At 71.0% G+C, this 18,432-nt stretch carries 19 protein-coding genes and 1 pseudogene; 8 read left to right on the forward strand and 12 right to left on the reverse strand.

What is annotated here, in order from left to right; all coding sequences use genetic code 11:
• Positions 1 to 72: 72 nt before the first annotated feature.
• Positions 73 to 936, forward strand: a complete 864-nt coding sequence (locus EDF23_RS17205) for a nuclease-related domain-containing protein (RefSeq protein ID WP_131922560.1) — start codon at positions 73 to 75, stop codon at positions 934 to 936.
• A gap of 49 nt (positions 937 to 985) precedes the next feature.
• Here EDF23_RS17205 and EDF23_RS17210 read toward each other — a convergent pair whose 3' ends face one another.
• The 4 genes from EDF23_RS17210 to EDF23_RS17225 form a co-directional block, all read right to left on the reverse strand.
• Positions 986 to 1,402 (reverse strand): SseB family protein, encoded by a 417-nt coding sequence (locus EDF23_RS17210; protein ID WP_165901181.1) that lies wholly within the window; start codon positions 1,400 to 1,402, stop codon positions 986 to 988.
• A 104-nt stretch (positions 1,403 to 1,506) separates the two neighbouring features.
• On the reverse strand, positions 1,507 to 2,310 hold the full coding sequence (locus tag EDF23_RS17215; protein WP_131922562.1) for an SDR family oxidoreductase: 804 nt from the start codon (positions 2,308 to 2,310) through the stop codon (positions 1,507 to 1,509).
• A 77-nt stretch (positions 2,311 to 2,387) separates the two neighbouring features.
• Positions 2,388 to 3,053, reverse strand: coding sequence for a GPP34 family phosphoprotein (locus EDF23_RS17220; RefSeq protein WP_165901182.1), 666 nt, complete (start codon positions 3,051 to 3,053; stop codon positions 2,388 to 2,390).
• Positions 3,054 to 3,129: 76 nt separating this feature from the next.
• A complete protein-coding gene (locus EDF23_RS17225) occupies positions 3,130 to 4,044 on the reverse strand; it encodes an HNH endonuclease family protein (protein ID WP_243648971.1) in 915 nt (304 codons plus the stop codon).
• 56 nt (positions 4,045 to 4,100) lie between these two features.
• On the opposite strand from EDF23_RS17225, the gene EDF23_RS17230 reads away from it, so the two are divergent.
• Positions 4,101 to 4,880 carry an aldo/keto reductase gene (locus tag EDF23_RS17230; protein ID WP_207895538.1) on the forward strand — a complete coding sequence of 260 codons (780 nt, stop codon included), beginning with the start codon at positions 4,101 to 4,103 and terminating at the stop codon, positions 4,878 to 4,880.
• Positions 4,881 to 4,958: 78 nt separating this feature from the next.
• On the opposite strand, the gene EDF23_RS17235 is transcribed toward EDF23_RS17230, so the two are convergent.
• Positions 4,959 to 8,405, reverse strand: a complete 3,447-nt coding sequence (locus tag EDF23_RS17235) for a DEAD/DEAH box helicase (RefSeq protein ID WP_131922564.1) — start codon at positions 8,403 to 8,405, stop codon at positions 4,959 to 4,961.
• A gap of 127 nt (positions 8,406 to 8,532) precedes the next feature.
• Here EDF23_RS17235 and EDF23_RS17240 point away from each other — a divergent pair, with 127 nt between their 5' ends.
• Positions 8,533 to 8,730 (forward strand): hypothetical protein, encoded by a 198-nt coding sequence (locus EDF23_RS17240; protein ID WP_123292404.1) that lies wholly within the window; start codon positions 8,533 to 8,535, stop codon positions 8,728 to 8,730.
• Between the two features lie 12 nt (positions 8,731 to 8,742).
• Here EDF23_RS17240 and EDF23_RS17245 read toward each other — a convergent pair whose 3' ends face one another.
• Entirely contained in the window at positions 8,743 to 10,170 is a 1,428-nt protein-coding gene (locus EDF23_RS17245; RefSeq protein WP_131922565.1) for an amino acid permease, read from the reverse strand.
• A gap of 81 nt (positions 10,171 to 10,251) precedes the next feature.
• Between EDF23_RS17245 and EDF23_RS17250 the strand changes: the two genes are divergently transcribed.
• Positions 10,252 to 10,743, forward strand: a complete 492-nt coding sequence (locus EDF23_RS17250; RefSeq protein WP_123292406.1) for a DUF427 domain-containing protein — start codon at positions 10,252 to 10,254, stop codon at positions 10,741 to 10,743.
• Positions 10,744 to 10,749: 6 nt separating this feature from the next.
• Here the strand turns inward: EDF23_RS17250 and EDF23_RS17255 are convergent, their stop codons facing one another.
• Complete coding sequence (locus EDF23_RS17255; RefSeq protein ID WP_131879054.1) at positions 10,750 to 11,085, reverse strand: hypothetical protein; 336 nt, start codon at positions 11,083 to 11,085, stop codon at positions 10,750 to 10,752.
• Between the two features lie 76 nt (positions 11,086 to 11,161).
• Between EDF23_RS17255 and EDF23_RS17260 the strand changes: the two genes are divergently transcribed.
• The 3 genes and pseudogenes from EDF23_RS17260 (at position 11,162) to EDF23_RS17270 (ending at position 12,758) form a co-directional block, all read left to right on the forward strand.
• Positions 11,162 to 11,542 (forward strand): hypothetical protein, encoded by a 381-nt coding sequence (locus tag EDF23_RS17260; protein ID WP_123292408.1) that lies wholly within the window; start codon positions 11,162 to 11,164, stop codon positions 11,540 to 11,542.
• Positions 11,509 to 12,027, forward strand: a pseudogene (locus EDF23_RS19670) (DUF6264 family protein); the annotation flags it as partial. The gene EDF23_RS17260 and the pseudogene EDF23_RS19670, both read left to right, overlap by 34 nt.
• A 293-nt stretch (positions 12,028 to 12,320) precedes the next feature.
• Positions 12,321 to 12,758: a hypothetical protein gene (locus EDF23_RS17270; RefSeq protein ID WP_131879050.1), complete on the forward strand. Its 438-nt coding sequence runs from the start codon at positions 12,321 to 12,323 to the stop codon at positions 12,756 to 12,758.
• Between the two features lie 28 nt (positions 12,759 to 12,786).
• Here EDF23_RS17270 and EDF23_RS17275 read toward each other — a convergent pair whose 3' ends face one another.
• Positions 12,787 to 13,407, reverse strand: a complete 621-nt coding sequence (locus EDF23_RS17275) for a hypothetical protein (protein WP_123340324.1) — start codon at positions 13,405 to 13,407, stop codon at positions 12,787 to 12,789.
• A gap of 267 nt (positions 13,408 to 13,674) precedes the next feature.
• On the reverse strand, positions 13,675 to 15,129 hold the full coding sequence (locus EDF23_RS17280) for an APC family permease (protein ID WP_123292412.1): 1,455 nt from the start codon (positions 15,127 to 15,129) through the stop codon (positions 13,675 to 13,677).
• A gap of 98 nt (positions 15,130 to 15,227) precedes the next feature.
• On the opposite strand from EDF23_RS17280, the gene EDF23_RS17285 reads away from it, so the two are divergent.
• Positions 15,228 to 15,656, forward strand: coding sequence for a hypothetical protein (locus tag EDF23_RS17285; protein ID WP_131846299.1), 429 nt, complete (start codon positions 15,228 to 15,230; stop codon positions 15,654 to 15,656).
• A 22-nt stretch (positions 15,657 to 15,678) separates the two neighbouring features.
• Here EDF23_RS17285 and EDF23_RS17290 read toward each other — a convergent pair whose 3' ends face one another.
• From EDF23_RS17290 to EDF23_RS17300, 3 genes are read right to left on the reverse strand one after another with little or no spacing between them, the layout of a single operon-like run.
• Positions 15,679 to 16,305, reverse strand: a complete 627-nt coding sequence (locus EDF23_RS17290) for a uracil-DNA glycosylase (protein ID WP_131922566.1) — start codon at positions 16,303 to 16,305, stop codon at positions 15,679 to 15,681.
• Positions 16,302 to 17,504, reverse strand: a complete 1,203-nt coding sequence (locus EDF23_RS17295; RefSeq protein ID WP_131922567.1) for a glycosyltransferase — start codon at positions 17,502 to 17,504, stop codon at positions 16,302 to 16,304. Before EDF23_RS17295 ends, EDF23_RS17290 begins: the two co-directional genes overlap by 4 nt.
• Before the next feature lie 9 nt (positions 17,505 to 17,513).
• Positions 17,514 to 18,410, reverse strand: a complete 897-nt coding sequence (locus EDF23_RS17300; protein WP_165901183.1) for a DUF429 domain-containing protein — start codon at positions 18,408 to 18,410, stop codon at positions 17,514 to 17,516.
• Positions 18,411 to 18,432: the final 22 nt, after the last annotated feature.

Consider the following 18,432-nt stretch of genomic DNA (forward strand, 5'->3'; position numbering starts at 1 on the left):
AGCCGCACCGCCGCGGCTGTGACGCCAGAACGAGGGCTGGTCCGACACCTGTCGTCCTGGGACGGTGGACACATGGGGGAGAACACCGCTGTCGCCGACCACCGCCCGACTCCGAGGGGCGGGGCCGCGCTGACGCTCCGAGCGCGGAAGCCCGGGTACGCGGTCATGCAGGAGTGCCTGGCCATCCAGGCCGAGGGGCCGGCGCGAACCGGCTGGCAGCGCTTCTGGGGGCACGACCCGCTTCGTGACGAAGCCCGCTCGTGGTTCAAGGGCGCTGTGGGAGAACGGCAGGTCGCTGCCCAGCTCGATGCGCTCGGCTCCGAGTTCACGGTGCTGCACGCGGTACCGGTCGGGAAGAGCACGACGGACATCGACCACGTCGTCGTCGGACCCACCGGCGTGTTCTCGATCAACACCAAGAACCATTCGGGGCAGAAGGTCTGGGCGGGTGGCCGAACCCTGATGGTCAACGGGCAACGCACCCCGCACGTGCACCGCGCTCTCGCCGAAGGCGAACGAGCGACTCGCCTGTTGTCCGCGGCGGCCGGCGGACCGATCACGGTGCAGCCCGTCCTGGTCGTCGTAGCGGCTTCGCTGAAGTTCGGGAAGACGGCCCCGGCTGTCGTGACGGTCGAGCCCCGTCAGATCGGCGCCTGGATCAGGGATCTGCCGCGAGTCCACTCCGACGAAGCCGTCCGGTTCCTGTCGATGCTGGCCGAGGAACGCGGGACCTGGCACGTCGAGGCTGTCGTGGTGAACGACACCCTTCGCCACGTCCAGCGATTCGAACGGCTCGAGCGGGAGATCGGCCAGGCAGCGCGGCGGAAGCGGCTGATGCGTCGCGCCGTCGCGGTCGCGGTACTTGCAGTCCCGGCAGGAGCGCTGCTGGGCTACTGGTGGGCGATCGCCGGTGCCGCTCTGACCGCGAGCAGCTGAGAGCAGCGGCGGACCTGCCCGGCGTACTCGACTGGTACGACCGTTCGAGTCAGCCGTCGCTGGTCGGGACGCCACCCTGCATCTGGACCCGCATCTGGGCGAGGACGTCGGCGTGCAGGAAGTTCGCTTCGGCCGCACTGGTGGGGTCGACCACGATGCCGAACTCCTCGGGCAGCGCGGCCACGAGCTCGGACATCGGAATCGGACGCCCCTCGGCGTCGGGCAGGCCGGCGGCGAGTTCGTCCGGGTCGGTGAAGACAGGCACGAACGGCTTGTCACGGATCATGACGTGCGCGACGCTGCCGGCCTCCGGAGTACCCGCCGGCTTCCACGGCACCCACGCCGCGCTGCGCAGGAAGCCCGCCGGCGAGGCGGCCATCCGGCGGCGGAGTTCAGCGGCCGCGGTGGGCGGGGCCTTGTCGACGCCTCGGCCGAAGGCGGATCCGTTCGTCTCGTCGTTGCTCACGCCGACCATGCTGTCACGCTGGACGGACACGGCGGGGCCGAGCCGGGCCTCCAGGTCGTCACCCGGCGCACGAGGAGGTGCGCCGGGCGTCGGACCGGTGCGGCTCAGTACGCGGCCGACTGCCCACCGTCGATCGGGACGACCGTCGCGTTGACGTAGGACGCGTCGTCGGACAGCAGGAACGCGACGACGGCGGCGATCTCGGGGGCTTCGCCGTAGCGCTTCGTCGGGTTGACCTGGATGAACTCCTCGGCGGCCTTGCGGGGGTTCTCCGCGTCGAGCTGCTTCATCGAGTTCTCGACCATGGGCGTCCAGATGGCGCCGGGGGCGATGGCATTGATGCGGATGCCGTAGCGGCCGTACTCGACGGCGGAGTTGCGGGTCAGGCCGACGACGCCGTGCTTGGCGGCGGCGTACCCGGACTGGTTGCCGATGCCGCGGATGCCGCCGACGCTCGCGGTGTTCACGACCATGCCGGAGCCCTGCTCGCGCATGACCTTGAGGACCTTCTCGAGCCCGAGGAACACGCCGCGCAGGTTGATCGACACGACCTTGTCGAACTCGGCGGCGGTGAACGACTCGGTGGGGTTCTGCTTGCCCTCGATGCCGGCGTTGTTGAAGAAGCCGTCGATGCGGCCGAAGCGCTCGGTGGTGGCTGCGACGTAGGCGTCGACCTGGGCCTCGTCGGAGACGTCGGCAACGGTGGTCAGGACCTGGGCGTCGGGGGTGGCCTCGAGCACGGCGGCCTTCGAGGAATCGAGTCCCTGCTCGGAGACGTCGACGAGGGAGAGCGCAGCGCCCTCGGCGGCCAGGCGCACGGCGGTGGCGCGACCGAGGCCGGAGCCGCCGCCGGTGATGAGGACGACGCGGTCGGCGAAGCGGGATGTGCTGGTGCTGGTTTCGGGCATGGGGAGGCCTCCTGAGGTCTTCGACGATGAATTCTCTTTAGGCTACACCTGTCGTTTTGCAGGGTGTGGTGGCGACGTCAGCTCGTGATGACCGTGGTCGTCGTCGCGGTGGTCGCCGCCATGATGACGATCATCGCCGCGGCCTGGATCTCCTCGAGCACGGCCTTCACCGCGGGGCTCGCCCAGGTGCCCGAGGTGATCTCCTGCACCAGTCCCTTGTCGACGGCGCCGAACTGCTTGCGGAGCGTGTTCGTCGCGTCGAGCAGCCCGATGACCGCAGCGGAGAACGGTGTCGGGGTCGCCCGCCGAGCCAGGACGTCCGCGATGCCGGATCGCAGCAGTGCCTCCGGCGCCCCGTCGCGCTCCGGGTGCTTCGTGGTGGGGAAGAGCCCGAGCACCTTGCCCTGCTCGACGCTGATGATCCCTCGCTCGACGAGTCCGGCGAAGACGTCGTCGCGGAGCCGCTGCTTCCCGAGCCGACTCACCCACCACTTCGCCTTGCGGGGCGCGCCGGACGCTGCGATCGAGCCGACGACACCGTCGAGCACCGGGTCGCCCGTGGCGGCGCCGTCGACGACGGTGACCAGGCCGTTCTGCAGCGAGACGGCACCGCGGAGCGCGAGGTCGGCGAGGACCGCTCCCGCGAGACCGGTGTCCAGCGTCTGCCCGTCGAGGGACTTGCGGCCGTCGGGTTCGACCTGGAGGAGCGCGAACGCCTGCGGGACCGTGAGTTGCTCAGCCATGTCCGCAGCCTGCCACGCGGGGCGGAGGTGCGCCGGGCCTCCAGGTCGACACGCAGCGGCGGCAGACCGCCTGACGTCAGCAGGCGTCGAGCACGCGCTCCATCGCATCGCGCTCAGCGGGCACGACCCACAGCCGGTACTCGGCCTTCACGGACACCTGGTGCTCGATGTAGGTGCAGCGGAAGGCCTTGTTCGCGGGCAGCCAGGTCGCGGCGTCACCCGAGCGCTTCTGCGAGTTCGACCGGCCGTCGACGGCGAACAGGTTCGCCGCGTCGTTCGCCAGGGCCTCCCGCTCCGACTGGCTGAGCTGCTGGGCACCGGTGCGCCAGGCGTTCTCGAGCGCGACGACGTGGTCGATCTGCACGAGGGTCGAGGTCGTGTTGCCGCGCACGAAGTCGATCGTCGCGCCGGTGTACGGCGAGACGAGCGTGCCGGTCACCACCTTGCACGGCCCCTGCCGCACGATGCCGCTGAGGTCGCGCGCGAGCACGTCGTTCCGGGTGTCGCAGCCGTTGTGGTCGACGTCGATCCACGCGCTGCCGAAGTCGCCGGTGCGGTCGTACCCGGTGCCGGCGGCCTTGCCCTTGACGGGCAGCGTGGCGAGGAGCGCGCGGGCGTCCGCAGCGTCGGTGTCGGTCGACGTGCTGACGGTCGGATCCGTCGCATCCGTCGAATCTGTCGGACTGGAGGCCCGGCTCGGCTCCGGTGCGTCGCGCTCGGTACCGACCGTGGCCGTGGCGACCGCCGTGGGCCCGGCTGCGGCGTCGGCGTCCGGTCCGAGGACGCCGGTGGCGTCGAGCGCGTAGCCCCCGACCGCGAGGGCCAGGACGACGAGGACGGAGGTGAGGCTGATGCGGGTGCGGCGGCGTCGGCGGGACGTCATGGGTGCGTGGAACTCCTGGTGGTGCGGCGGTGCAGCGGTGCGGTGGTGCGGTGATGCGGTGGGGCCGGCCGGGGTGGCCTCGACGATCATGGCGGAGACCTCGGACATGGCCGTGGACCGCCACGCTCTGAACCGATGCGCGACCACGGCGTAGACAGGTCCGCATGACCGATTACGCGAATCCGTCCGTGTCCGTCACCGGTGGGTCGATGCCGCTCCTGGGCTTCGGCACCTGGCAGATCCCCGACGGCGAGGCCCCCGCCGCCGTCGGCGAAGCACTGGCGGCCGGGTACCGCCACATCGACACCGCCACCGGCTACAGCAACCAGCGCGGTGTCGGCAAGGCCCTCGCCGAGTCCGGCCTCGCCCGCGACGACGTGTTCGTGACGACGAAGTTGCCGCCGGACAACGCCGACCGGGTGCGCGAGACGATCGAGGAGAGCCTCGACCAGCTCGGCCTCGACCACCTGGACCTCTGGCTCGTGCACTGGCCGCCGAACGGCGAGGCCCGCCCGGACGTGTGGGAGCAGGTCGTCCAGGCACAGTCCGACGGACTGACCCGAGCCGTGGGTGTGAGCAACTACTCGCTCGACCAGATCGACGAGCTCGTCACCGCGACCGGCACGACCCCGGCCGTGAACCAGATCAAGTGGAGCCCGGTCGAGTACGACAAGACGATCGCCGACGGGTTGGCCGAGCGCGGGGTCGTGCTCGAGGGCTACAGCCCCTTCAAGGCGAGCAACCTGCAGGACCCGACGCTGCTCGACATCGCCACCGCGCACGAAGCCGACAGCGCCCAGGTCATCGTCGCGTGGCACGTCGCGCACGGCTTCGTCGTCATCCCGAAGTCGTCGAACCCGGAACGCATCCGGTCGAACGCTGCCGGTGCCCGCATCGAGCTCTCGGCGGACGAGGTCACGGCGATCGACGCCCTCGCCCGCTGACGCGCCCGCCCGCCCGCCGACGCTCGCGCCCGCTGACCCCCGCGCCCGCGCCCGAGCTCGCCTGACCGCTCCCGCGCGTCAGGCGAGCAGCGAGCGGATGTCGTCGGCGGTCAGGTCGTCGGCGAACAGGGCGTCATCGTCGATCATCGTGGCGAACAGCTCGGCCTTGCGCGCGGCGAGTGCCAGGACCTTCTCCTCGATGGTGTCCTCGGCGATGAAGCGCTGCACGCTCACCGACCGGGTCTGCCCGATGCGGTGGGTCCGGTCGACGGCCTGGGACTCGGCTGCGGGGTTCCACCACGGGTCGAGCACGAACACGGTGTCCGCCTCGGTCAGGGTGAGCCCGAAGCCGCCGGCCTTCAGCGAGATGAGGAACGCGGGCGCGGTGCCCTGCCGGAAGCGCTCGATCACCTGTGGGCGTTTGCGCGTCGAGCCGTCGAGGTACTCGTAGCCGACGCCCCGTTCGTCGAGGGCATCGGACACCATCCGCAGGAACGACGTGAACTGGCTGAACACCAGAGCGCGTCGGCCCTCTGCCGCGAGCTGTTCGAGTTCGTCGAGCAGCAGGTCGAGCTTGGCGGACGGGATCGGCGTCGACGGCGACAGGGGCGAGTCCGACCCGCTCGAGACCAACGCCGGCGACAGCGCGAGCATCCGCAGCAGCGTCAGCGACCGGAACACGATCATCCGGTTCTTCGACAGGTCGTCGATCAGGTCGAGGACCTTCAGTCGCTCGCGGTTGAGCGTGCGCTCGTACAGCTCGCGGTGCGCGGGGTCGAGCGTGACCCGGACGACCTGTTCCTGCTTCGGCGGCAGGTCGGCGGCGACGGCCTGCTTCGTCCGGCGGAGCATGAGCGGCCGGATCCGCCGCCGGAGCTTTGCGGTGAGCTGCTGGCGGGCCTCGCCCCGGAGCTCGGGGGAGGCGAGCGGCTTCACGTAGTCGTCGCCGAACCGGGTCCAGGTGGACAGCAGCCCGGGCGCGACGATGTGGAACAGCGCCCACAGGTCGGTCAGCCCGTTCTCGAGCGGGGTGCCGGTGATGGCGAACTTCACGGGTGCCTGCAGCTCGGACGCCACCCGGTGGGTCTGCGACTGCGGGTTCTTCACGAACTGCGCCTCGTCGAGCACGAGCGCCGACCACGGCAGGTCGGTCCACGCCTGCGAGTCGAGCCGGAGCAGCGCGTACGAGGTGACGACGACGTCGGCCTGCGAGGCTGTGCGGGCGACGAGCCCGGGGTCCTTCAGCGACGTCGAGGTGACGGCCGCCACCCGCAGTGACGGCGTGAACTTCGCCGCCTCGGCCACCCAGTTGCCGACGACCGAGGTCGGCGCGACGACGAGGAACGGCGCCCCGTCGGGCTCGGCGGCTCGACGGGCGGCGACCATCGCGAGCACCTGCAGGGTCTTGCCGAGGCCCATGTCGTCGGCGAGCACCCCGCCGATGCCGTGCGCCGCCAGGAACGACAGCCAGGCGTACCCGGCGTGCTGGTACGGCCGCAGTTCGGCGTGCACGGTGTCCGGCACCGGGACGTCACCCGGGGGAGTCGCCCCCATCAGCCCCGCGGTGATCGCCTGCCAGCGTTCGTCGTGCGAGGTCTCGTCGGCGAGCAGGTCGAACTCGGTCCACAGCCCGGCCTGCAGCGGCGTCACCTGGATCGGCTGGTCGGGCTGCCACTCGTCGAGGTCGCGGGCCTCGTCGATGAGTTCCTTGAGCCGGTCGAACGCGGGGTCGGCGAGTGACAGGTACGAGTTGTCGACGAGCTTCAGCCGCCGCTGCCGACCGGCCAGGGCGGTGAGCAGCGGGGTGAACGGGATCTGCTTGCCGTTCACGCTCACGATGATGCCGAGGTCGAACCAGTCGTGCTTGTCCGACGGCATCGTCGTGACGCGGATGTGCGGCCGCCCGCTCAACCGCTCGTAGTCGAGGCGCTCACCCTGGACCACCGTGCGGACGCCGAGCGCCGGCAACTCGGGCAGGAACTCGTTCGCGAACACCGCGACGTCGGCCCCGTCGATGGTGCCGTCCTGGAACCAGTCCAGTCCGCCACCGGGTCCGGCAGGGCGGACGGGAGGCTCGCCAGACGTCGCGTCGTCGGCTCGCGTTGTCGACGTGGCGGGTTCCAGGGCAGCGGGCGCGTCGGCGTCGGCGGTCGCCGCCTCGGTGCCGGCCGGAACGTCGGTGCTGGCTGGATCGTCCGCGGCGCGGAGCCCGGACAGGTCGGGGAGCGGGCTGTGCAGCGACACCGGGTCCTTGCGGCCGTCGACGTGCCAGCGCCAGTGCAGGTGCACCCGGTCGTCGGTGCGGGGTGCCCTGGCCGGCTCGAACGTCGCCGTCAGCACGAGTTCGGGCGGGGTGCGCTCCGGCAGCTCCACCGACCCGTCGGAGCTGACGAGCCCGAGGGCACCGCGCAGCCGGGGCGACCAGTCGGCCAGGAACTCGTCGACCTCGGCCGTCGGCACCGTGATGCGGGTGCCCTCGAGGAGCATGCGCCGTTGGTCCTCGGGCACGGGCGCCGGGGTCGGTGCGAGCCCGACCGTGAACTCCGGGCTCTCGCGGAACACGTACACGCCGTGGTCGCCGACCATCCGCGCTGCACCGGGGACCACCGGGCGGCCGTCGAGCACCGCGCTCGCGCCGATCACCACGGCGTCGTCGTGCCGGGCGACACCGGGCCGAGAGACGTCGAGCAGCACCTGGGCCTGCTCGCCGAGGACCACCCCGCCCTCGCGCTTGCCGGTCACGAAGGCGATGTCGAGCGCCGACGCCTGCCGGAGCAACGGCCAGAGCAGCGGGCTGCGGAAGTCGTCGAGGTGGAGCCAGTCGCTCTCGCCGGGCAACCCCGCGAGCTGACCCGCACGGTGCAGGGCCGCGAGCTGCATGAACCACCCGTGCTGCTCGGCGCCGAGGCCCAGGCGGTTCTGCGAGTAGGGGAGCGTGCCCCAGGTGAGCTGCCCGCGCACCCAGTTGCCGGCGTCGCTGCGGGTCACCGGCCGGACCCCGAGCCGGACCGTGCGAGACGGCGCCGGCAAGGCTCGGCCGGCGGCCCGGGCGCGGGCCGCAAGTGCTGCGGGGACCGCGTCACGCAACTCGAACTGCAGACCCATCCGGGTGCCCTGCGGGGTGACCGCCTGCTCGTCGTCACCGGCGAGGCGGGCGAGGTCGTGTCTCCAGTCAGAGGGCGGCGGAGCCGGCGCTTCCGGACGCGGGCCGGCGTTGGCGGCAAGCGCACGCGCGTTGATGGTGAGCAGTGCGGCGGCGACGTGCTTGCAGTCGCCGCCGAGGGGGCAGCTGCACGTGCTGCGGACCGGGCGGATGAAGTCGCCGCGCGCCACGGTCATGTCGATGCGGCACTCGTACGGGTCGTCGGCGGTGCCGGAGACGGTCGCCGTGACGGTGCCGTCGTCGGCGTTCCAGACGGCATCGTCGACCAGACCGGCACGCACGACGTCGCGTGCGCGGCCGAAGGTCTGCGGCCCGACGAAACGGATGACGTCGACGGCGTCGATCATCGGGGCTGCGGGCACGGGTCAATCGTGCCAGGTGCCACCGACGCGCGGAGCCGCCGAACCGAACGGCACACATCGAGCAGGGCTACCGTCTGCGTGGACGGGCGACGACTGCTCGCCGCTCTCCACTCGATTGGACACGCTCATGCCGGACCGCTTGCGGTGGGTGCACGACTCCGCAGACCACTGGAACGTGTGGCTCGGCTCCGAGGTCGTCTGCGACGTCACCCGGACGGACCAGTTCACGGTGGACTCGCCGGACCACTCGATCAACGGGGCGCACTCGTCGCTCGAGAGCGCTGCGGCGCAGGTGCAGGGCTGGGTGCGCTGGAGCGGACGCTAGGGCGCCTGCTCGCTACGGCTTCGTCGCGTCGGTCGGCTCGCTGGCCGCCAGCTTGCTGTGCTTCCGCGAGTAGCCGAAGTACACGCCCAGGCCGATCGCGAACCAGACCGCGAACCGCACCCACGTCTCCCACTGCAGGAACGTCACGAGCCACAGCGACGCGATGACGCCGATGATCGGGATGACGGGCATGAACGGCAGCCGGAACTGACGGTCGAGGTCGGGCTGGCGGTAGCGGAGCACGATCACCGCGGAGCAGACCACCACGAACGCGAGCAGGATCCCGATGTTGGTGAGTTCGGCGACGACACCGATGGGCAGGACGCCCGCCAGGATCGCCGATGCGATGCCGAGGATCCACGTGACGCGCGTCGGGACGTGACGCTTCGGGTCGGTCTTCGAGAACCACTTCGGCATCAGGCCGTCACGGCTCATCGAGAACCAGACACGGCTGGCGCCGAGCATGAACGTGACGAGCACCGTGACGATGCCGACGATGGCGCCGATCGCGATGACGTTCGCGACACCGCCGAGGCCGACCGACGCGAACGCCGACGAGAAGCCCGAGGCCGGGTCGATGTCGGTGTACTTCTGCATCCCGGTCAGCACCAGGGTCGCCAGCACGTACAGGACCATCGAGATGCCGAGGGACAGCAGGATCGCCTTCGGCATGTGCTTGCGGGCGTCGACGGACTCCTCGGCAGCGGTGGACATGGCGTCGTAGCCGAACACCGCGAAGAACACCGTCGCGGCGCCGGTCATCACGCCGCCGAAGCCGAACGGGAAGTAGGGGGAGTAGTTCGCGCTGTTGATGTGGAACACGCCGAGCACGACGATGAGCACGACGAGCGCGACCTTGATGCCGACAGCGACGAACTCGAACCGGGCGGCGCTGCGGATGCCGCGGGTGAGCACGAACGCGGTGACCAGGCACAGGATGATCGCGAAGACGTCGATCACGTGGCCGTCGCCGGTGCCGGGGGCGCCGAGCATCCAGGCGGGCAGGTCGATGCCGAACTGGCCCACCAGGAACCCGACGTAGCCGGAGATGCCGATCGCGACCACCGCCACGATCGCGGTGTACTCGAGCAGCAGGTCCCACCCGATGAACCACCCGACGATCTCGCCGAGCACCGCGTAGCCGTACGTGTACGCACTGCCGGCCTTCGGGATGAGGCCGGCGAACTCGGCGTACGACAGTGCTGCGGCGGCACTCGCGACGCCGGCGACCAGGAAGCTGATGAGGACCGCGGGACCGGCGACGCCGTTCGCCACGGTGCCGGCGAGGGTGAAGATCCCCGCGCCGATGATGCCGCCGATGCCGATCGCGGTGAGCTGCCAGAGGCCGAGGTGCCGTTTCAGGCCACCCTCGGCTCCGGTGTCGTCATCGATCGTCTCGATGGGCTTCCGTCGGAAGAGCGTGCGTGTCGTCGTCGTCACCCGCCCATGGTGCACCTTGCGGCGGCTCAGTGCACCCCGCCCGCCAGCCGGACCGCAGCCGTTCGGCGTAGACACGATCCCATGCGCCATCCCACACGGATCGAACCCGGCCCCGGACAGGAATCGGTCTGGGACTACCCCCGCCCGCCCGCCGTCGAGCCCGTCACCGCCCGCGTCGTCGTCCGGTTCGGCGGCACCGTCGTGGCCGACACCACCGACGCCGTGCGGGTCCTCGAGACCTCGCACCCGCCGGTGTACTACCTGCCGATGGCCGACCTCGACCTCCGCCCCGCCCAGGGGTCGAGCATGTGCGAGTTCAAGGGCCGGGCGCGGTACTTCGACGTGGTCGGCGGGGACGGCACCGTCGCGAGCCGCGCCGCGTGGAACTACCCGACGCCCGAGCCGGGGTACGAGTCGCTCCGGGACCGCGTCGCGATCTACCCGTCGGCGATGGACTCGTGCGAGGTCGGCGGCGAGGTCGTGCAGTCGCAGGACGGCGACTTCTACGGCGGCTGGATCACGTCGGACGTCGTCGGCCCGTTCAAGGGTGCGCCCGGCACGCTCGGCTGGTGACCCGCATCAGCGGTTCGCGTAGGGCGACCAGAACGGCGGCGGGAACGCCCCGGCGGTCGCGATGACGAGCAGCTGCCAGACGATCATGGCCAGCCCGGCCGCGCCGATCGCGATGCCGATCCACGCCCAGACCTGCACCGCCCGGCGACGGCGACCGGCGATGACGATCGCGCGCCAACCGCTCAGCACGCAGACGACGCCGAACGCCGCACCGATCAGCACGTGCCGGACCGTGCCCTGCGCCGGCACGATGATGCCGAGGTAGAACGCGACCGGGCCGAGCAGCACGGCGAAGGTCGCTGGGGCTGCTGGCGGTTCGTGGTCCCGAGAGGGTGCTCCCATACGTCTGAATGTAGCGAGCCGGTCGGGTTCCGTACACGTGCGAGCACCGTCGCCCGGGAGCAGGCACGATGGAGGCATGCGTTCCTTCCTCCGCGTCCTGCTCGGCCTGGCGCTCGTGTTCGCCGGCACGAGTCACCTCACCTTTGCGCGCAAGGAGTTCACGGCCCAGGTTCCGGAGTTCGTGCCGCTGTCCGAGGACGCCACCGTGCTGGCCTCGGGTGTTGCCGAGATCACCCTCGGTTCGGCGCTCGTGCTCGCGCCGAAGCCGGCCCGGCGCTTCGTCGGCTCCGTCGCTGCGCTGTTCTTCACGGTGATCTTCCCGGGCAACCTGTCGCAGTGGGTCAACCGCCGCGACGCGTTCGGCCTGGACACCGACGAGAAGCGCGTCGCGCGCCTCTTCGGGCAGCCGCTGCTCATCGCCGCGGCCCTCTGGTCCACGCGCGGCCGGCGGTCCTGATGGACGCGCCCGCCCGGTCGTCCGGTCCGGCCGACGCCGGTTCGGCTCCCGGGTCCGGGCCGGAGTCTGTTCCGGGGGCGCGTCTCGATCCGCTCGGGTCGGCTCCGGCACGGTTCGGACGGGAGGCCCGCCACCCCCTGGCAGGCCGCCGCCGCGTCGCGGACATGGTCGCCTCCATCGCCCTGCTCGTGGTGCTGACGCTCGAAGCGTTGGCAGCGGGGTGGGGCATCAAGCTCATGTCGTTGGCGTTCGTGTCGTGCGCTGCCCCGGGGAACACCTGCAACGTGGGGCTCGGCGACTCGGTCGTGACGGTCGGGCCGATCCTGATCGCGCTGGTGCTGGTCGCCTCGATCGTGGTGTGCATCCTGCGGCTGGTGCGGCGTCGGCTGGCGTGGCCGGTCGTGCTCGTCGGGATGGCCGCCGTCGTCGCGGTGTTCTTCGCGGCGCTGTTGCTCATCGAGAGCTCGGTGACGCACGGCATCTGAGGGGCGCTGCCGTCCCGAGGTTCCGAAATCTCGGCATGTCGGCGCCCTGTTCGTCGAGGTCTGGAACCTCGGCGATCAGCGTGCGGCAGGTCGTGGAACCTCGCCGAGCCGGTCAGGTTCGGACTGGAGGCCCGTCCGGCGTCCTTCTCGCGCTGGTCGAACCCGTGCACCGCGACGACCGCGGGGGCGTCGGGATCGCCGAAGTTCCTCCACAGGTGGCTGCGGCGGCGAGGTTGTCCACAGATGCGCACGGCGGCCGTCGGTCGGCGGGCCGGGTTCGCGACGCTGGAGTCATGCCTGACACCGACACCCTCGACCGCCTGATCCGAACCCCTGTCCGTACCGACGACGACGTCGTCCAACTCGTCGCCGCCCTGGTCGACCGCCCGGTGCGCCGGCAGTGCTGGGTGGTGTTCCTCGACGAGCTCGGGATGTCGATCCCGTTCCTGCTGCCCATCGCGGACCTGCCCTACCAACCGGACGAGCACGTCAGCGACTTCGCGTCGTTGATCTCCGAGATCGTCGGGCAGCTCGGCGCGGTCGACGTCGTCCTCGCGTGGGAGCGGCCCGGTGTCGACCGCGTGCACCCGGTCGACTGGGAGTGGGTCGACGCGTGCGCCTGCGCCCTCGACGAGCACGCGATCCGGCTGCGCGCGCAGGTCATCGTCCACGACGGCGGTGCCGCGATGATCGAACTCGACGAGCACGACCAGGACCAGGAAGTCGCGTGAGCGTCGGGGCCGGCGGTCGCGTGCCCGGTCAGCCCTGCGGGGCGGTGTCCGGCACGGTCTCGCCTGTCAGCCCCTCGACGACGGCCTTCGCCGCGGGCCAGGACTTCGCGTAGTGCTCGGGGTCCGAGTTGATCTGCACCGCGTGCGCCATCTGCGTCGGCGTCATCGTCTTCCAACCGGGGACCTTGACGAGCTTCGCGTAGAACATCGACGCCGCAGTGTACGGGTCCATCCGCTGCTCGTACGTGCCCCAGGCGCCGTTGTCGCGCTGCTGAAACAGGCCGCGGCTGTCCGGTCCCGCGGCGTCGCCGTGGTCCAGGTTCACCAGGCTCGACTCGCCGATCGCCGTCATGACCCCGACGGCCTGGGTGTGCGGTCCGATGCCGACCGCCTTCGCGGCCTGGATCACCGACGCGGCGTTCACCAGACGGTCCTGGCAGAAGCCCGCGATGGGGCCGGCGGGGACGACCATGCCGCCGACGGTCTTCGAGGCGACCTTCGGGCACGTGGGGGTGGCGTCGGCGGCGCTGGACTTCGCGATGCCGGCGATCGAGTTCACCGCGATCACGACGAGCACCACGACCCCGATCCCGACGACCACGATGCCGGCGCCGAACACCGACGCGAGCGTGATGCCGACACGGCGCATGACGGGACCTCTCGGCGGACGGGGCGGGGCAGGCGGAGCATGACGAGCGTACGGGCGCCGCCTGGGAACCGCACCCGCCCGATCGGGGGTCGCTGTGACGCACTGACGGTCCTGGTGCACCGAACACGGGGTTCGTGCACCAGGACCGTCAGCCGCGACGTCAGCGTCGGCGTCGGCGCGACCTGCTCCGACCCCATCCGCCGGCGGACAGGGAGATGAGCGCGATGGCGGCGATGACGATCGTCCAGATGACGGCGGTCGCGTCCATCAGACGTCGCGGTGGTCGTGCGGCGGGTGCTGCACCTTCGTCGGTTCGGTGACCAGGCCGGTCGGGGCCTTCTCGGGCTGCTTGCGACCGTGCGTGAACCAGGTCAGGATCCACAACAGCACACCCAGGGCCAGCAGTGCACCGGCGATCTGGTACTGCTGCGGGTCACGGCCGGACGAGAACGGCAGCACGAGCCACAGACACGTGATGATGCCGATGACGGGGATGATCACGCCGGCTCGGAAGTGCTTGTGGTCGACCTTGTCGCGGCGGAGCACGAGCACCGTCAGGTTCACGACGGCGAACACGGTGAGCAGCAGGAGCGAGGTCGTGCCACCGAGGACCACCACGATCGGGGAGTCCGGGTCGAGCGAGACCCAGCCGATGAGCAGCAGGGAGATCGCGGTGGTGAAGACGATCGCGTTCGACGGGGTGCGACGAGCGGGGGAGATGCGGGCCAGGAAGCCCGGCAGCACGCCCTGCTTGCTCATGCCGTACAGCAGTCGCGACGCCATCATCATGTTGATCAGGGCGGTGTTGGCCACGGCGAACATCGAGATGAACGGCAGCAGGTCGGCGATCGGGAAGTCCGGGGCGGCGGTCTGCACGACGGTCACGAGCGGGGTCTCGTTGCCGGCGAGCTCACCGATCGGCACGACGGCGACGGCGCAGATCGACACGAGCGTGTAGATCACGGCCGTGATGCCGAGGCCGGTGAGCATCACCTTCGGGAAGATGCGCGAGGGGTCCTTGGTCTCCTCGGCCATGTTCACCGAGTCCTCGAAGCCGACCATCGCGAAGAACGCCAGCGACGTCGCCGTGGAGATCGACATGAGCAGGGTCTTGTCCTCCGGGGTCTCGAACATCACCACCCGCGAGAAGTCCGCGTTGCCGCCTGCGATCGCCCAGAAGCCGATCAGGATCACCATGACGAGACCGGACAGCTCGACCAGGGTGAGGACCACGTTCGTCTTCACGCTCTCACTGACGCCGCGGAAGTTGATCGCCATCACCGCGAGCATGAAGCCCATGGCGATGAGCATCACGACGGCGTTCGGCAACTCGAGGCCGAACCCGACGCCGAGGTTGGCGGCGAACGCCCGCGACGCCGTCGACGCCGAGGTGATGCCGGAACACATCACGATGAAGGTCACGATGAAGGTGATGAAGTGGACGCCGAACGCCTTGTGCACGTAGAGCGCAGCGCCCGCGGTCTGCGGGTACTTCGTCACGAGTTCCAGGTACGAGAACGCCGTCAGCAGGGCGACCGCGAAGGCGATGAGGAAGGGGAGCCACGCTGCTCCTCCGACCTCTGCCGCGACCTGACCGGTGAGCGCGTAGACACCCGTTCCCAGGATGTCGCCGACGATGAACAGCAGCAGGAGCTTGGGACCGATGACCCTGCGGAGCTCGGGCTGCTCCTGCTGTGGTCGGTCCGTCTTGGTGGTGGCCATGCGTCACCCTTGCGCGCGAGACGCCTTGCTGTCTAGTCCCACAGGAAGGTTTCTCGCGATCGCAACACGGTCGCTCGGCGACGGATACTCTCCGGGCCATGGACCACGAGTCGAACACCACCGAAGAGCCCGTCGAGTTCGCCGACTTCAACGCGAAGCTGCTGGTGCTCGACGTCCTCTGCTACGACCTCGACGTCCTCGACCCCTACGACCCGGAGGCTGCCGACGAGACGGACGAGGACCTCGACGTCGACGGCCAGGACGACCGGGCCCGTGAGTACTACGACGACCTGGAACTCCTGCCGTCGCACCTGTCGCTCGTCACGGAGCTCACCGTCGACACCGACCTCGAGGTGCTCCAGGACGTACACCCCGGGTGGGAGGGCTCCGACGACCGCTTCGACCCGCAGAACTGGGACGACGTCCTCGACCTGCCGGCCCTCCGCACCGTGTACGCAGCTGCGCCGCTGCCCGCCCACGTCGCCGAGGCCCTGGCCGCGAAGGGCGTCGAGGTCCGCTCAGCCTGACCGGAGGGACCGGCACGGGGAACTACAGCGAGCGGTCCAACGCTCGCAACTTCTCCGCGAACTGCTTCGCGCCGCCCTGCGCAGGGTGCCGGACGGCGATCGCCTCGATGCCGGCCAGTGCGAGCGCACCCTGGGCCTTCCGCCCCACCGCGACCACCCGGACCCGGTCGACTCCACCGAGTGCCTCGAGCAGCGCGAGGGCGACGGGCGCTCCCGACCGCACCTCGGCCGGACGGGGCGTGCGGTTCGTCAACCGGTCCGGGGCGACGAACGGGTGGTGCGGGAAGATCGCCCACGCCACGGGGAGCGGCCCGGCCCAGTCGGACAGTGCCGCCTGCACCACGCGCGATGAGGCCTCCCACGGAGCGGTCGGCTCCGGCGGCACCAGGTAGTCGTCGCCGAACCGATCCGTCCCGAGCTCGCGCATGCTCGTGAACGGGATGCCCGTGTTCGTCATGCCCCGCCACCCGGGCGCCTCGGCCACGAGCAGGGTGTCCGCCGCCGGCCCGAACTGCTCCAGGTACCGCTGCAGGTTCGACCGCCGCAACCGCCCCTCGGCCGAACCGAGGTCGTAGAGCGCCTCGGCGTCCGCCTCCACCGGCACGGAGTCGAGCGCCGCCCAGAACCCCGACGCGTCGAAGCGGCTCACGAGCGGCCGAGCACCCGGCGGTACACGTCCTCGAGCCCCGAAGCCGATCGTTCCCAGCTCAGACGCTCCGCGTGTTCCCGCCCGGCCGAGGACAGCGCGGCCGCGTACCCGGAGTCCGTCAGGATCCGCTCGATCTCGGCAGCCCACACCGATGGTTCGCGGGACTCGAGCACGACGCCCGTCTCACCGTCGACCACGGCCTCGCGCAGCCCCCCGGCAGCCGCGGCCACGACCGGCACCCCGGACGCCGAGCCCTCCAACGCCACGAGGCCGTAGGTCTCGGAGTGCGACGGCACCAGCACGGCTGCCGCGCCACGGAACAGGAACGCCAGGTCGGCACGCGACTGCGGCCCGATGAAGGTGACGCGGTCGGCGATGCCACGCGCGGCGGCGAGCCGACGCAGTTCGTCCACGTAGTCACCCGCCTCGCTCGAGGCGTCCCCGGCGATGACCAAGGTGGGACGGGCCTCCTGGCTGATGCCCGCGATCGCCTCGATTGCCAGGTCGAGCCCCTTCAACGGCTGCACGCGAGCCGCCGCGACGACGTAGGGGGTGGCGGCCCGGCGCGCACCGGCGGCCGCCGGACGGAAGACCGACCCGTCGACCCCGGGCGGCACGATCCAGATGCGTGAGTCGGCACCGCCGAGCCGCGTCCGGACCGTCGACGCCTCGGCTTCGGACACCACGACGACCGCATCGGACTCACGCGCCAGCTGCTGCTCGCCCGTGATGCGCCCGGCGGACTCGGGCCGCTCACCCTCGGACAACGGTGTCTCTGGGTCGGCGGCGATCGAGTGGAACGACTGCACGTGGGGGATGCCACGCTCACGGGCGACCGGTAGGGCAGCGGCACCGGAGAACCAGTGGTGCGAGTGCAGGACGTCGAACGGCCCGAGCTGCTCGAGCTCGTGGCGGAACGGCTCGATGAACGCGTCGTGCTCGCCCTTCGGCACCGGCTCCGCCGGACCCGCCGACAGGAACCGCAGGCACACACCCGGCACGAGCGACACCGAGTCCGGCTGCGTCGGCGCCGAACGCCGCGTGATGATGTCGACGTGGTGGCCACGATCGGCCAACGCCTCGGCCTGGTGCCGGACGACGACGTTCATGCCGCCGACCTCGCCCGAGCCGGGTTCGTCTCCGGGGGAGGTGTGCAGCGACACCAGCCCGATGTGCAGGGGTTCGCTCGTCGTGCTCACCGGTCAACCCTAGCCGCGCGTGCCCCGCTGCGACGGGCGCGCGGGCGCCACGACGACCGGCCGGCGGCCCGCCTCGTCCACCGGGTCGGACGGGAGGCTGGGCCCACGCCGCCGGTTCCCGGGCGACGCGCCAGCGGCGTCCGGGCCGTGCTGGTGGGGGACATCACCTCCCAGGATCTGCACGCGCTGGTCGCCGTGACGCTCCCAGAACGCCGCCGTCCAGGCGCACAGGGCGCCGTCGAGCAGGTCCTCGCGGTGCTTGTGCGTCGGGCCGTGGAGCACTGACGGGTCGGCGAGGCTCGCCGTCAGCGGATGTGAGTCGAGCTGCAACGGCGGGTCGAGCGGGGTCTCGCGTAAGCGCCGGACGAGCTCGTCGAAGGCCTCGGCGCGGCGTGCCCGGGCCTCGGCTGCCGGCACCCTGAGGTCCAGGCGCTTGTACCGGGGCCGCTCGACGTCGTACCCGAGCTCCTCGACGCCGACCAGGGTCGTGTACGGGTAGCACTCGAACATCGCCGGCCCGGTCCTGGCGTGCATGGATGCCGTGTCGGACACGTACTCGACGCCCAGTGCGGTGAGCCGGTCGAGCAGGCTGGCGCCGGCGCTCGCCGCGGAGGCCTGGTTCGTCGGGTTCGCCGCCACCTTCCACCGGCCGTAGCGCTGCCCGACCTGCCGTTCGGACTCGCGGATGCCGGTCGGGTTCGTCACGACGAGCGAGGCGTCGACGGCGATGAGCGACCGCGGCCCGAGGTGTTCCGCGACCCAGGTCGTGACGTCGTCGACCCCGCGGGCCCATCCGGCGTCGGTGATCGTGCCGTCGGCCTCCATCGCGACCAGTCCGGTCTCGTTGGGCGCGCGGCTCGCGGTGCCGAGTCCCCACGCCAGGTCCACTCCGAGGTACGCGCTCACCCGTCCATCGTGCACCGAGTAC

The sequence above is a fragment of the Curtobacterium sp. PhB128 genome (assembly GCF_004340725.1).
Taxonomy (GTDB): Bacteria; Actinomycetota; Actinomycetes; order Actinomycetales; family Microbacteriaceae; genus Curtobacterium.